15 protein-coding genes are annotated in these 14,388 nt (G+C 45.0%); 11 read left to right on the top strand and 4 right to left on the bottom strand.

Annotated features, from left to right (window positions below; genetic code table 11):
- Window positions 1-24: 24 nt before the first annotated feature.
- Together ACLIN2_RS03985 and ACLIN2_RS03980 are read left to right on the top strand one after the other, a co-directional pair.
- Complete coding sequence (locus ACLIN2_RS03985) at window positions 25-423, top strand: hypothetical protein (protein ID WP_411503266.1); 399 nt, start codon at window positions 25-27, stop codon at window positions 421-423.
- A 270-nt stretch (window positions 424-693) separates the two neighbouring features.
- Window positions 694-1,428, top strand: coding sequence for a hypothetical protein (locus ACLIN2_RS03980; RefSeq protein WP_411503265.1), 735 nt, complete (start codon window positions 694-696; stop codon window positions 1,426-1,428).
- Between the two features lie 492 nt (window positions 1,429-1,920).
- Here the strand turns inward: ACLIN2_RS03980 and istB are convergent, their stop codons facing one another.
- Both istB and istA read right to left on the bottom strand, forming a co-directional pair.
- A complete protein-coding gene (istB, locus tag ACLIN2_RS03975; RefSeq protein WP_411502515.1) occupies window positions 1,921-2,643 on the bottom strand; it encodes an IS21-like element helper ATPase IstB in 723 nt (240 codons plus the stop codon).
- Window positions 2,643-4,151: an IS21 family transposase gene (istA, locus tag ACLIN2_RS03970; protein ID WP_411502516.1), complete on the bottom strand. Its 1,509-nt coding sequence runs from the start codon at window positions 4,149-4,151 to the stop codon at window positions 2,643-2,645. The genes istB and istA overlap by 1 nt, the downstream gene beginning before the upstream one ends.
- 152 nt (window positions 4,152-4,303) lie before the next feature.
- On the opposite strand from istA, the gene ACLIN2_RS03965 reads away from it, so the two are divergent.
- A complete protein-coding gene (locus tag ACLIN2_RS03965) occupies window positions 4,304-5,164 on the top strand; it encodes an RNA ligase family protein (protein WP_411503264.1) in 861 nt (286 codons plus the stop codon).
- A 152-nt stretch (window positions 5,165-5,316) separates the two neighbouring features.
- Here ACLIN2_RS03965 and ACLIN2_RS03960 read toward each other — a convergent pair whose 3' ends face one another.
- Window positions 5,317-5,625 carry a hypothetical protein gene (locus ACLIN2_RS03960; RefSeq protein ID WP_328210925.1) on the bottom strand — a complete coding sequence of 103 codons (309 nt, stop codon included), beginning with the start codon at window positions 5,623-5,625 and terminating at the stop codon, window positions 5,317-5,319.
- A 585-nt stretch (window positions 5,626-6,210) separates the two neighbouring features.
- Window positions 6,211-6,531 (bottom strand): hypothetical protein, encoded by a 321-nt coding sequence (locus ACLIN2_RS03955; RefSeq protein WP_400588548.1) that lies wholly within the window; start codon window positions 6,529-6,531, stop codon window positions 6,211-6,213.
- A 567-nt stretch (window positions 6,532-7,098) separates the two neighbouring features.
- On the opposite strand from ACLIN2_RS03955, the gene ACLIN2_RS03950 reads away from it, so the two are divergent.
- From ACLIN2_RS03950 to ACLIN2_RS03915, 8 genes are all read left to right on the top strand, one after another.
- Window positions 7,099-7,830 (top strand): aminotransferase class I/II-fold pyridoxal phosphate-dependent enzyme, encoded by a 732-nt coding sequence (locus ACLIN2_RS03950; RefSeq protein ID WP_411503263.1) that lies wholly within the window; start codon window positions 7,099-7,101, stop codon window positions 7,828-7,830.
- A gap of 19 nt (window positions 7,831-7,849) precedes the next feature.
- Window positions 7,850-8,050: a DUF3311 domain-containing protein gene (locus ACLIN2_RS03945; protein WP_400588546.1), complete on the top strand. Its 201-nt coding sequence runs from the start codon at window positions 7,850-7,852 to the stop codon at window positions 8,048-8,050.
- A complete protein-coding gene (locus ACLIN2_RS03940; RefSeq protein ID WP_411503262.1) occupies window positions 8,047-8,775 on the top strand; it encodes a sodium:solute symporter family transporter in 729 nt (242 codons plus the stop codon). Before ACLIN2_RS03945 ends, ACLIN2_RS03940 begins: the two co-directional genes overlap by 4 nt.
- The gene (locus ACLIN2_RS03935; protein ID WP_411504511.1) at window positions 8,672-9,502 is read left to right on the top strand and encodes a sodium:solute symporter family transporter; all 831 of its coding nucleotides are present in this window, start codon (window positions 8,672-8,674) and stop codon (window positions 9,500-9,502) included. The genes ACLIN2_RS03940 and ACLIN2_RS03935 overlap by 104 nt, the downstream gene beginning before the upstream one ends.
- Before the next feature lie 133 nt (window positions 9,503-9,635).
- On the top strand, window positions 9,636-10,751 hold the full coding sequence (locus ACLIN2_RS03930) for a M20 metallopeptidase family protein (protein ID WP_411503261.1): 1,116 nt from the start codon (window positions 9,636-9,638) through the stop codon (window positions 10,749-10,751).
- A 147-nt stretch (window positions 10,752-10,898) separates the two neighbouring features.
- Window positions 10,899-12,218 carry a spore germination protein gene (locus ACLIN2_RS03925; protein ID WP_411503260.1) on the top strand — a complete coding sequence of 440 codons (1,320 nt, stop codon included), beginning with the start codon at window positions 10,899-10,901 and terminating at the stop codon, window positions 12,216-12,218.
- Window positions 12,219-12,221: 3 nt separating this feature from the next.
- Window positions 12,222-13,286, top strand: a complete 1,065-nt coding sequence (locus ACLIN2_RS03920) for a GerAB/ArcD/ProY family transporter (RefSeq protein ID WP_411503259.1) — start codon at window positions 12,222-12,224, stop codon at window positions 13,284-13,286.
- Entirely contained in the window at window positions 13,283-14,353 is a 1,071-nt protein-coding gene (locus ACLIN2_RS03915; RefSeq protein WP_411503258.1) for a Ger(x)C family spore germination protein, read from the top strand. The genes ACLIN2_RS03920 and ACLIN2_RS03915 overlap by 4 nt, the downstream gene beginning before the upstream one ends.
- The last annotated feature ends 35 nt before the right edge of the window (window positions 14,354-14,388 follow it).

Here is a 14,388-nt window from a genome sequence, read left to right as displayed (position 1 = left end):
TGGTTTTGTTGGGAGGTTATTTTCATGCAACAATCATTAGTACACCGACCCTTTTCTCCAATGCTTTTGGCTCAATCCGAGACACCACCGACAGGAAATTACCTGGCTCAAGTAAAATTTGATGGCCATCGATGTATTTTTTCATATAACGGAAACGATGTGCGGCTGTTCACGAGGGAACTAAACGACTGCACACAGCAATACCCGGAAGCACAATTTCGCATGCCGGTACGAAATGTCGTCTTGGATGGTGAAATGATCGCATTCGATGAAAAAGGAAAGTCGTGCTTTGACTCTCTTATGACACGGTTTCACTGCTCCAAGGACAGCACGATCCGTTCTTTCTGTTCTTACATGAAATCGATCCCCTCCCACTTCTTTGCCTTCGCTCTTTCGTGGGAATATAAGAAGATTGCCAACTGACGGTCCTCCTGATTTTGAATCACCAGAAGTATCGTTCAATAAAAGTAAAAAAACCGATCTTCTGATTAGGGAAGAGTCAGCTAATAAAGTGAATTCCCCATTTATTCTAAATTCAAAAAACCATTTTATGTAAGAAGCGTCCGGATTCTTTTTCCGGGCGTCTATGATATATGGGATAACGTCACTGCCTCAGATCCAAAAAAAGATTGATTATTTACCAAATTATTGGTATTCTTTCAATTATTAAAAAGAAATTGGAGGAAATTACCAATGAAAAAGGCACTTTTTGTTGCACTTTCACTCTCACTAGTGACTTCAGCTATGTATGGAGCCAATGCAAACACAGCGCATGCAAGCGAAAAAGCAACACATGTAAGTGAAAAAACAATTATCCAAAATGAATTGGAAAATTTAAACCTTCCAGTTGAAACACAAGAAAAAATTCAAAAATTAATGGAATCAAAAGAAGCAAAGTTACTTTTTGAGGGTTTGGACGATTACAAAGAGTATTATACTGTTGATGAAAGTGGCTACCACTTTACTAAAGATGCAAAAGAGAACATCCCTGAAGAAATTTACATTTTACTAGAAGATACATTTAAACAAGCTAATGAATTCAGCAAGGGAATCAGCAAGTCGAAGTCGAAATTAAATTCCTCTGGTCCAATTGTATATGCACCAGATCCTGGGACAGGTGGAACGACATATACAGGTAAAGACAAACAAACATATTTGTATGTTGGCCCTAACAATGATGTTGGAGTATGGCTATATATGAGTGATGACGATACAAGAACCATCATTGATGTTCTGATCTATACAGCTGCAATTACAACTATTACTGCTACGGTCTTAGCATTGTTCAAACAAGCATTGCCTGCAGCATCAGCTACGGTATGTTCAGTTATTGCAGGAACTGCTGCCTCAGTTCTCAGTAATCGAAATAAAGGCAATGGTGTTATAGTAAGAGCGTACAGCGGAGGTTCTGCAATCTACTCAAGGTGATGTGATGACAATGGGACTGGCGGATAATGTAATAGTTATTTTTTGGCTATTAATTCTTGCAACATCCCTATATGATATTTTTAAGAAAAAATGGATTTTTCGCCCGATTAACGGTGGAGCTATTAGTATCTTGATATATCTCATTAGCCCTAACCAATGGTGGATAAGCCTATTATTATTAGTTTTCTTCTATGGATTTGAATTTTGGAGACAACATAAGCAATGACATAGGGATACCAAAGAAAAGATGTTTCTGCAGAAGCAGAAGCATCTTTTTCTGTTCAGAAGAATTCTCCACTTCATATGGTAACTACCGCAAAACCGGCCGGGAAAAGATGAAAAGTTCTATATCTCTTCCATCCATTCCCTGCAAAAAACGGCCACTTGCATGATATGGTTTTGTTAGGAGGTTATATTTCATGCAACATGTTTTTGGCAAGTAAGAAATGTAGCAAATGGCAATTAAAAATGCACCACTTGCCAACCCCTAAATTATTTGCCGTGTAGTAGCGATTCTTTATACCGATGGCTTTCTCCATTAAAGACGATCAAATGAGAGTGATGAATCAAGCGATCGATTACTGCCTCTGTCAAAATAGGATCTCCAAATATATGATTCCATTGGCCAAACTGTAGATTGGTCGTGATAATAATGCTCTTTCTTTCGTAGCACATGGAGATAATCTGGAAAAGCAATTCTGCTCCCTGTTTGTGTAAGGGAATATACCCCAGCTCGTCGAGTATTAACAGATCTAACTTCTCAATCTGGTTGAAGAATCGGCTCAACGAGCCGGTCTCGTGAGCGTCTAACAGCCGATTGACTAATCCAGCGACAGTGAAGAACTTAATCTTTTTTCCCTGCTTCTGAATGGCATGTAAGCCAATGAGAGTTGATAAGTACGTTTTTCCCGTTCCCACACCGCCATAAAAGATCAAATTTTCTTTCTCCTCTATGAATCCACCATGAAGAATATGGTCCTGCGTGAGACCTTGTCCCATCTGAATATGGCCCCATTCAAATGGCTTTCCTGTTATTCTTGGCAGGGAAGACTGCTTGAAAAGCAGATTGATTTTTCGTTCTTCTCGTTGTTGTAGCTCTCTTTCTAAGATTCTGAGTAAGTACTCTTCATTTGTTTTCGCTTCTATCTCCAGGTAATGTTGCCGAACCCAACTCAACTTGAGACGCTTTGCATATTCCTTTATCAATGCTTCCACTAGTGATGACCTCCCGTTCCTTTAAAAAATTCATTATAATGGGCTAATCCTCTAGTGGCAGTTGGAACGGCAGGAACAAAACCTTTCGGTTGAATGGTATCCCTTTGTCCACGACCATTGATGAGTTGATAATAGATCTGCTTAATAGAATCAACGGATGGGTGGCCATTCTCGGAGGCAAGCTGCAAAGCTTGCGTAGGTATTTTCATATCATCGTCCTTTAGAATGACGGATAGCAGCTGGAGAGCTTCTTGCTTCTCTGGGACTGTACAATTCGAGAGATAGGTTTGCCATTCGATGGGCAATTGTTCATAAAAACTTGTGTATTTAATGGCAGTTGGCCGTTTTGCCATCAATGTCAAATATGGCTGCCAAATCACTGATTTTGGCTCTTTGCCATACAGCCTAGCATGCTGCACAATCAGCTCATATTCTTCCGTTAAAATATCCACTCGATCAAATAAGATCTTTGCCAAAACCGTACATTTGGCAAAACGAGGAGACGTTGAGTAGAGTTTATTTTCGACTCGGATATATCCGTATTTATCAGCTTTTACTCGTTCATATCGGATACAATCAAATTCTTTGGCAGGTAATTGAAGAAGGTGTTCCTTGTCTGCCAAATATAATTCGGAAAGCATCGTTTCTTTTACATAATGAGGTCGCTCCCGATCTTTCTCGGCTTTTTTCCACAGGGTTTCGTTTAGCTGATCAAGACTGTGTATCTGTAGCTCTGGCAGAAGAAAGTTGTTGCGAATGTACTTTACCATCGCCTCCACATGACCTTTTTCATTACCACTACCGGGATTACAAAACTCGTATTCAAAATCATAGTGAAAAACGAAGTTTTGGAATTCCTCTGTCAACTCCCGCTGACCGTTCGGCATGATTCTTTTCACCGCTGGTGATAAGTTATCAAAACGAATCACCTTAGGTACGCCACCTATGTAGTGAAAGATACGTTTTAGCCCCTCCAGAAAACATTCTCGGTTCTGAGACTGAAAAACTTGGAAGTAAAACGTATTGCTATGAGGAAATGAGAGAACGAGAAATGGCAAGGTAACACTTTCCCCCAGATATTTAAATGGTGCTTCTCCGAAATCAACCTGTGCTGATCCAGGTTTCGTCTCCAATGGCAATGCCGCAGCATCACTTGTCTCTACTAACTGGTGTTTTCGTTGAGAAACATATTGTCTGACAGAGCGAGATGATCCTGTAAATTGGTGTTCTTCCACTAATTGTGTATACAAGCGTTGTGCTGTTCTTCGGAACTTCTTTTTCTTTTTCAAGTCCTCTTTGATCCACTGATCAAGAATCGGTTTTACTGGTTCCATGACCCTTGCTTTTCGAATTTGCTTGGGCTTTTCTTGAAGATTGAAATCATCCATTTCTGCATACTTCTGAACCGTCCTCGAATCCCGATTCATTTGTTTTGCAATCTTGCTATAAGCTCGTCCTTTTTTGTTTGCCTCATGCCTGATATAATTAATTTCTGCCACTGCTAACATCTCCTAACTTTATACCTCCCGTCGTCAGTTTGCCCAACTGGGAGTGTATTTTGAGAAGGGGACGTTGGCAAGTGGTTTTTTTAATTTATGCAGCCCCTACGGGTCTGCATAAATTAACTGCCATAACCTACATTTTTAGTCTGCCATAAACAATGCAACAATCATTGATACATCACCCCTTACCTCCAATGCTTTTGGCTCAATCCGAGACACCACCAACAGGAAACTACCTGGCTCAAGTAAAATTTGATGGCCATCGCTGTATTTTTTCATATAACGGAAACGATGTGCGGCTGTTCACGAGGGAACTCAACGACTGCACACAGCAATACCCGGAAGCACAGATTCGGATGCCGGTACGAAATGTAGTCTTAGACGGTGAAATGATCGCATTCGATGAAAAAGGAAAACCGTGCTTTGACTCACTCATGACACGGTTTCACTGCTCGAAAGACAGCACCATCCGGTCTTACATGAAATCGATCCCTTCCCACTACGTAGCCTTCGATCTCCTCTACTTAAATGATGAAGACTATACAAAACGCCCCATCGAGGATCGCTTAGAGGCATTGGAATCGATTGTGGAGCCTTCGAACGCAATCTCGGTCTGCCCTACGTTTGACGATGGTCAAAAGCTCTTTCAATCTGTAGCCGCGCAGGGAATGGAAGGCATCGTATCAAAACGTCGAGGAAGTCCCATCGAGCTTGGAACCAGGAGTAAGAATTGGATTAAGACAAAAGCGTGGAATTATGAGGAAGTGGAAATTCCCGCGATCCGGAAAGGGAAATTTGGTTGGTCCCTAACCCTAAATAGGCGATATGTGGGTGTAACGGAATTTGTCCCACCCAAAGAACGAAAAGCTTTCTTTCCGATCGCGCTGCAGCTGAAAACACATGAGGATCCAAACTGGATCTACCTTCAACCCCTCATACGCTGCAAAGTAAAATTCCAGTGCTATTCAAAAAAAGGACACATGCGATCACCCTCTTTTGTTTCTTTCGTGGGATTATGAGAAGGCTACCAAGCAGGTAGTCTTCTTTATTGTTTAGCACTAAGCTTCAAGGATCCGATACGGCGGATCCCCACTTTCGCCAGGTGGCTGCGGATTAGGGCAGCCATCTGGCGAAAGTGCGGCGCGCCAGGAGAAAAAGCTAGGGAACTCCCCTAGCTATTCTTGTTTTTCCGGGCTTGCAACCCTTCCACATCGACCAAGCAATCCTCAAGAATTAGCCAACCTTCCTCTACGGATCGATCTTGCAGCGTTTTTCCAGTCCGTGATTCTAGCACCTTTTTCACATTCTGGCGATTGCTCAAGTATCCCTGATTTATCAATGCCTGCTTTATATCTTCCTCATGCCAACGAATGACTGAAAAGTACCCTTTTTCCTCTACGTTCGGATACCCGACCTCCCTGAACTGAGCTTGAATTTCTTGTAACCGGTTCAAAAAATCCAAGGCTTCGCTTAATAGCATTCCTGTTCCTTCATGAACCCCTTCCCCTTCATATGGCTGTACCCATTGGATATAATCCTCTAGCCGATCTTCTACAGCGCCTATCAAAGAGTCAAAATGGGTGTTTTCGAGTAATCGAATAAAGTGCAGTCATTGGATTTTTTTGTTTTTTTGACTTTTTCATCTTGGCTCAGCCTCCAGTTTTTTTCTCGTGCTTACGGTGCAGGCGAACCACGAAACGACTCTCTTTCAAGATTGGGCGATTGAATAAGGGAGTGAGGGCAGGCGATCAAGTCTGCCCTGGCTCCTCTTCCCTGATTGTTCTTCGCCCACCGGAGGCTATCTTGAAAGAGAATGGGAGTGGAGTGGTAGAGTCAAACCGTAAGCACCCCCCTGAAGTTGATAAAGATACCGGTAGCAGACCGGTATCCTCCTTTCATGTGCTTTCTCTGCTCTGCAGCCTGCGCTTTCATTTAGCAGTTGGCGATGTGAAAAGCTAGGGATAAAACCCTAGCCTCATCCGTTTTTCGCTTTTGCAATCCATCTACCTCATCTAAGCAATCCTCCAGATCAGCCACCCTTCTTCCACTGATCGATCCTGCAAAGCTATTCATCTGTGTAGTCCATGTCCTCCTGTCTATAGAATCTATAGCCGTCCTCCTCGTTGGTGTAGTAAACCATTGTGTGCCATTCACCTGCGTAACCGTCCTTCTCCATCATCCGGATAGTCTCTTGCAGACCTGCGGTGAAGTCTTCGTGAAAGTTGAAGCTCTCTACATCAGAGGGAATGTCGCGTATGCTTACGCATTGAATGTTCAGGCGAATAGGGATTTCCGCAAAGTATCGGTCCTCTTCCGTATTTGGATAGCCGATTATGCTGAGCTGCGCTTGAATCTCCCCTAGTCGATCATTTACCGAACTAATCAAGGAAGTTGGATTTTTTTGGTCTTTTTCATCTTGGTTCAGCCTCCAGTTTTTTTCTTGTGCTTACGGTGCAGGCGAACCACGAAACGACACTCTTTCAAGATTGGGCGATTGAATAAGGAGTGAGGGCAGGCGGCAAAGTCTGCCCTGGCTCCCCTTCCCTGATTCCTCTTCGCCCACCGGAGGCTATCTTGAAAGAGAATGGGAGTGGAGTGGTAGAGTCAAACCGTAAGCACCCCCCTGGAGTTGATAAAGATACCGGTAGCAGACCGGTATCAACCGATGAGTTGCCTTTGAGTTACCTTTAATCAAAAGAGGACAGACAAATGGCTGACCTCTTTCCATACCGGCTCAGCCGGGAAAACAGGCTTCTGGCTGCCAGAAGCTTTCCTTATCTACGGAGCATTTTTTTAAAGGGGCCGAAATAGAGGCCCCTTTGTTCTTATCAATCAGTTGTGGGTGTGCAAAGATAATAAAGTTTTAGACTGATTAATAAAGTATTAGACTGGATAATAAAGTTCTAGACTGAGGCAAAGTTAAACTAACGGGCAGATATCATACGTTACAACATTGACGTTCGGGAAAATAGCTCTACTGCGATGCCCAACCAAATTCACGGACAAAACCCGCTGTGTCCTGCTTCCCTATCCGTCCAATCCATGCGGAGCGATTCTGAAAGAAGACGAGCTGCAGGACATTGCCTCTCTTTTACTTGATAAGGATGTTTTCATTCTTTCAGATGAGATTTACAGTGAATTGACGTATGGAACTGCCCACAGATCGATTGCCTCCTTTCCCGGCATGAGGGAAAAAACCATCGTCATTAACGGTCTATCCAAATCCCATGCGATGACTGGCTGGAGGGTCGGATTTATTCTCACCCCCAAATACCTCCTAGAGGAAATGATCAAAATCCATGTGTACAACACAGTGTGTGCGACCTCTGCGAGCCAGTATGCTTCCCTGGCGGCGCTGGAAACGGATTTGCCTGAAGTGGACAGGATGATCGAGGAATACCAAAAAAGAAGAGATTATGTCTATGACAGGATCACTTCCATAGGGCTGCCTGTCGAACGGCCAGATGGATCGTTCTATGCATTCCCTTCCATCGAGAAAACGGGAATGAGCTCGGAGGAATTTACCCACAAAATGATCCAGGAAGCAAAAGTCGCCGTCATTCCTGGCAGCGCTTTCTCCACCTATGGAGAAGGATATATCCGGATTTCCTATGCCAACTCGATGGACAATCTGAAAGAAGGCTTGGACCGAATGGAGCAGTTTTTAGCAAAAATGAACGTATAAGAAAATCGGAGGTGCCTCGATGAAATGGTATAACTGGCTTGCCATCTTCCCGTTCCTGGGATTCCTGGGCGGATTGGGATTCGCCAACCGCATTGAACCGTTTGTGCTTGGTCTTCCCTTTCTGCCATTTTGGATCGTGCTGTGGGTCGTCCTATCCTCGCTGATTCTTTCTGTGATTTATAAAGTCCACTACTCCAAGGATGAGGAGGAAAACCAATGAATGCATCTATTTTTGTCATTCTCGGATTTCTATTGATCAGCATTTATTGGGCCATTGGCGCCAGCAAAGGCCAGCAAAAGAGCATTGAGCAATGGGCCTTGGGCGGCAGGGGCATGGGAACGATTATTACGTTTTTCCTGCTCGCAGGAGAATTTTTCACCACGTTCTCCCTGACGGGGTTGGTCGGTCTTGGGTACAACAGTGGTGTCTCCGCCATGTATTTCATGACCTATATTACGCTAGGCTGCGTGGTAGGATTTTGGCTCCTGCCTGCCATCCGCCGCTACGGCTCCAAGCACAACCTCATTTCTCAATCCGACTTCTATGCGAAAAAATACGACAGTCCCCTGCTAGGAAGATTGGTTACGTTAGTTGGGGTCGTCTCCATGATTCCGTTGATGATCATTTCGTTAAAAGGCCTAGGCATTCTCGTATCCGTCGCTTCGTACGGTAGTATTAGCCCTACCATGGCGATCTGGATCGGTACCATTGCCGTAGTCATCTATACCATGCTGTCCGGCTTGCACGGTTCATCCCGGGTTGCCTTGAATCAAGGACGTGCTGACGTTCGGGATTCTGGTGTTCCTCGGTATCTATCTTCCCTACCACTATCACGGCGGGATCGCCTCCATGCTGCAAGGTGTCAGCGCGGTCAAACCCCAGCTTCTCACTTTGCCGGGAGTTGGCATGAGTGTGACCTGGTTTATCTCTACAGTTGTACTTAGCACCGTGGGCTTCTTCATGTGGCCAAATGCGTTTTTGTCTACCTTCTCTGCCAAAAGCGACAAGGCGCTGCGCAGAAACTCCATGATGCTGCCCCTGTATTCGCTGATGCAGCTGTTCTCCATCATGGTCGCGTTTACGGCGGTACTGAGCATTCCCGGATTAAAAGGTGCGGAAGGCGATCTGGGCTTGATCAAGCTTGCTTTGCAAACCTTCGATCCGTGGTTTGTCGGATTAATCGGTGCTGCCGGATTACTAGGCGCTCTGGTACCTTGCTCCGTTCTTTTGATCGCTGCCTCTTCGATGCTGACGAAAAACGTCTACACGTCCTTTGCGCCAGCTTCCTCTGATCTGCAGCTTGCCAAGGTGGCAAAGGGGATTACACTGCTTCTGGCTCTTGTCGTCCTGTACTTTACGCTAAATGCCGGCAGCGCTCTCATCACGTTCTATTTGATGAGCTACAACTTCATCACACAGCTGGCACCCGCACTGTTCTTCAGCTTGTTGAAGAACAACTTCATCACGCGTCAGGGGGCCATTTCTGGAATGGTTGTCGGCCTATTGCTGGCCATCTACGTAGGCATGACCAATATGACAACGGCGGCGCTCTTTCCAGCCATGCCTTCGTTCATTCAAGACATCAACATCGGCCTGCTCATTCTCATCCTGAATCTGGTTACGATGTTGATTGTCAGCTCGATTACCAAGCCAAAGGACGTCGCGATTTGAGAGGAGAAGAAGATTTTAGGAGATCACATCGAAATAGTAGAGGTCTCTACCGAAACAGTAACGGCACGAATCTTATTTGAGGGGGGCATCGCCTTTCGCGATCTCCCTCTACTACAAAGGAGGCAGGCTTACGATGGAAAAGAAAAATTTGGAGTTAGCCGTGCAGCTGCGTCATGAATTGCACCAGCATCCGGAGGTTTCGAATCATGAGGTATGGACCAAGCAGCATTTAATCGATTTTCTAAAAACGCACACCCGTCTGGAAATTGTGGATCGAGGAAGATGGTTCTATGCGATCTATCGCGCAGGGGAAGGAAAGCCAAACATCGCCTTCCGCGCAGATTTTGACGCGCTTCCGATGGAGGAAGGAATCGATCTCCCCCATGCATCCATGATTCCGGGAGTCTCTCACAAATGTGGACACGATGGCCACTCCGCTACACTGGCCGGATTTGCTCTGGAGGTCGACCAAAAGGGCGCGGACAAAAATATCTTCTTCCTTTTCCAGCACGCAGAGGAAACGGGTGACGGCGCTGCCGAATGCGCTGTATTTATCGAGGAACATCACATCGAAGAAATCTTTGCCTACCATAACATGAGTGGCATGCCGCACAACTCGGTGAACGTGATCGATGGCACCGCCCATTGTGCGTCCAAAGGAATGACGATCCATATGGAGGGCTCACCTGCTCATGCCAGTCAGCCCGAAACGGGGAAAAATCCTTCTTTTGCAATCGCCAAGGTGATCGATGCGATCCCTGAGCTCATCTCGCCAAAGAATAATGAGGGCTTGGTTCTCTGCACGGTTGTTCAGGTCCATATTGGAGAACGGGCATTCGGCATCGCAGCAAGCAAAGGCGACCTGCTCTTGACCATCCGAGCGCTCTACGAGGCAGAGCTGGAGAAGCTACAGAAAAACCTGGAGACCCTGGCACAGGCACAAGCCGAAATCTACGGTCTGAAGGTCAGCTTCTCTTACAACGACGTATTCCCGGAAACCGTCAATCACAAGGAAAGCTCGGACAAAATCAGAAGAGTCGTAAAGGACAAAGGACTCACACTCGTGGAAATGAAAGAAGCCTTCCGCGGTTCGGAAGACTACGGACATTATACGAAGCTGACAAAAGGGGCCATGTGCTATATCGGAAATGGGGAAGATTATCCGCACGTTCATACGTACGAGTACGATTTCCGAGACGATATTATGGAGACGGCAGTAGAGGTTTTTAAAGGGCTAGCTACTATGTAGGTTCATCTGTTTCTACAAACTTTGTATATCGCCCATTTGTTAACTGCACTTTGCGGTCGACAAATGGGTTTTTTGCTGGAAAAGAATGCATATATTTTCTCTTTGTTCGGGAAAGCTATTTCTAAATTATTTCAAATGGAGAACCACATGGACAATCTTGAAATGCGGGATCATCACCTCATCCGTCAATTCGAAAACAACTCAGACTTTAAAAGCGAGTATTCGGAGATGTGTGGTGTGGAGGTCCTCATCTGCTATTTAGACACCTTAGTGGACACCGCCGCTTCCGTAGAGCTAAAAAAACTAATGAGAGAACTGAACGTATCCCCTGAGTCCTGGAAGCCACTTGATGCTGAGATCAATGTCGGCATCGATCAGCTGGAGAATGCCATTTTAACAGGGCGTTTGGTCATTCTTCATGCAACGGGCAGCCTTGTGCTCAAACCGAAAATGCGGCAGCTGGAGCGCTCGGTCACAAGTCCAGAAAGTGAAACCTCTATTCAAGGTTCTTCCGATGCATTTACGGAGAGCATCCTGTACAACATCGGAATTCTGCGAAAGCATCTGCGGTCATCACGCTTAACCATACAAGAGATGGACATGGGAGAAATATCGCGGCGAAAAATCGCTGTTTGTCATCTCCCTGGTACTCCTAGCGAGTCCATCGCCAAGCGAATTCTCGCGTTATTACAAGCTCGAAAGAACCGGGAAATAAACAGCGTCCAGGATTTAGCAAAAGCTTTGGGACAACGATATTGGAGTCCAGTACCTCTATTTTTCACATCGGAGCTGCCGGAAGATACTTCTACTCTCTTGTTGAAAGGACGAGTTGTATTACTCCTGGATCAGCTGCCTTTTGCACTGGTCACTCCGACTATCATATCGGATTTATGGACCGTTGACTCAGACAAAAACATGTCGCAAACCATTGTTGTAACGCTATGTGCCTTGCGAATCATCGGCATCATCATCTCCTTGCTTGTCCCTGGTCTATACGTCGCGCTTGTCAGCGTCAATCCAGAGCTGTTTCGAATCGAAATGGCTTTATCCGTAGCCAAGAGCAGAGAAGGCGTACCCTATCCCGCCATTATCGAAATGATATTGATGCTGATCGTCATTGAAATGATTGTATCCGCCAGCATTCGTCTCCCCAAAACAGTTGGTCCCACCATTACCATGGTAGGTGGGATTATCTTGGGTCAAGCCGCTGTTCAGGCGCAGCTCGTGAGCAACCTACTCCTTATCGTCCTGTCCGCAACCGTCATTTCCAACTACACCTTCGTTGGTACACAGAATGCCCTGATGATTCGACTGTTCAAATACTGTAACGTCCTGCTAGGATCGATATTTGGTGTTCTAGGAATCCTTGCTGGATTAGTCGGAACTCTATTTTACTTTGCCAGCATTACCTCATTTCAAGTTCCATTTTTAGGCCTGGGAATGAGAGCAGAAGGGACTGATGAGTAAAAAATGAGATTGTCGGTAGTTTTCATCGCGATTCATCTCAGTGTGATTTTTTACTTATACCCTAGTGATATTATAGGAGCCTCCCATTTTGGGCACTGGCTATATATTATTACCGGATTCTTGTTGGAATTTCTGCTCCTGTTCCTTTACCTATCTGGCCTCTCTACTTTTCCCAAAGAGGACATTACCAGTATCGTAAACAGATGCGGTCCCTGGTGGGCTAGACTGCTTCTGCTCCCTCTCCTCGTCTATTTTTTCATGAGCTTTGTATTATTAATCCGCAGTCATGCCGAACTATTAACCATCATCTTCTTGCCGACGACACCGATCTGGGCCATACTGCTTCTGTTATTCATCATCCCTCTATTTGTTTCCATCCATGGCCATCGAACGATTCTGCGCGGCTCGTTTGCCTTGATGATCACCATCTTGCCGCTCATCTTATTTTCTTTGTTTTCCTGCTTTCAAAATATCAACATCCATTTCTTCTTTCCCATAGAACCCGTGCCCACTTTTTGGTATGACGAGCATTTTTTAAAAAGCTTGTTGGCTCATTCTCCCTTTTTAAGTTTAGGCATTTTTTCGAGATACTTGAGCTTTGCCGTCTCCCAGACACGGAAATACCTCTACGCAGCGATGCTGTTTTTGCTTCCCTTTTACTTGCTGTCAGTCTATATTCCCATACTGACATTTGCTCCCGATACAGCCCAGAAGCTGCGTTTTCCGATTCCCGTCGCACTGGATACTGTAAATTTGGAGTGGCTTTTTTTCGACCGGATCACTATGTTTTATGTGGTCGCAACTGTCTCTTTCATTTATGTGAACACGTCCGTTATGGTTTGGATCATGTCCACCCTCACAGTAAATTTATACACTTCCATATCTCGCACAAAAATATGCTGGGGGATTATCGGAGTCGCTTATGTCATTTGTATTTTGGTGCCTGATTGGGAAACCATTGACTGGCTCATTTCCTTGGATACGCCCTTACGCTTGTACTGCATTATCTTCATCCCCCTACTCATTTATGGAATTGGCTTTTATTACAGGAGGCGCAATCTCACATGAAGCGATTTACATTGGTTTTCCTGAGCCTGCTCCTTATTTTTCCGCTCGCAGGATGCTGGGACGCAAAATCGATTGATAAGCGCTTGCTTCCTGCCATCATGGGTGTGGAGCTGGACAAGGATAAAAAAACCTACATTGTGAGCCTGCGAATTCCCGATCCACAAAGCAAGGATTTTCATACGGTACACGCCAAATCCAAAACGATCAGCGATGCCCTGGATAAGATTCGCATGAATGAAGAGCGCAGTATCGACGTTTTGCATCTCACCCTCATCATAGTAAGTGAAGAGCTCGCGAAAAAAGGAATTGAAGAGTTAATTGAATATGCCATTCGATCGCGTGAGATTAAATCAAAGGCCCTTCTTGCCGTTGCCAAAGGAGACATCTACACGTTGCTGCAAAGCAGAAAGAATTTACGGAAAGAAAAAGGAATTGAAATGCTGGATTTATTTAGCCCCAATGCTGGCTGGACACCCAACGTTTCGCTGAACTACATATGGGAAGCTTACCGAGATATTCAAGCAAGTACGGTAGATATGGCTGTCCCTCTACTCAAGGAAGGTACAGAGACCCTTTTTGAAATGGAAGGCTCAGCTATCTTCCACAACGATAAGCAGGTAGGCACGATCTCAACAGACGAAACCTTTTTATATAATTTATTTCGGGATCGATTTACCAGCGGGATCGTGGAAATTACCCCCTCTGCTAGTCTTGAAATTGTCGATGCAAAAATAAGCCATCGAACATCCTGGGTCTCGGATCGACCTAAAATATTTAGCACCTTGCATCTGAAAGCGATTGTCGTTGAGGCTGACGAGAAAACCAGATTGAACACCAACACCTTGAAGCTGGAGCTGGAGAAGCTCCTGGAAGATCGCTTTCAAAAGCTTTTTGGCACAGCACGCAGTAAAAAGGCGGACATTTTCATGACGGGTGTCATTTTCCGCAGCAAGCTCGCACTCGATCAGGTTGATTTATGGGAAGACCAGCTATATGAAAAGCTGATCATGGATTTAAAGACGGATGTCATTATTCGAAACACAGGGAATGTACGTTTAGGACAGTAAATAAAAATGGAGGGAAGATGTAAAAAAGCACCCTA

The organism is Brevibacillus centrosporus (genome assembly GCF_046622605.1).
Classification (GTDB): domain Bacteria; phylum Bacillota; class Bacilli; order Brevibacillales; family Brevibacillaceae; genus Brevibacillus; species Brevibacillus centrosporus.
The sequence above is the reverse complement of the archived record's forward strand: the minus strand, read 5'-3'. Positions and strand labels throughout refer to the sequence as shown.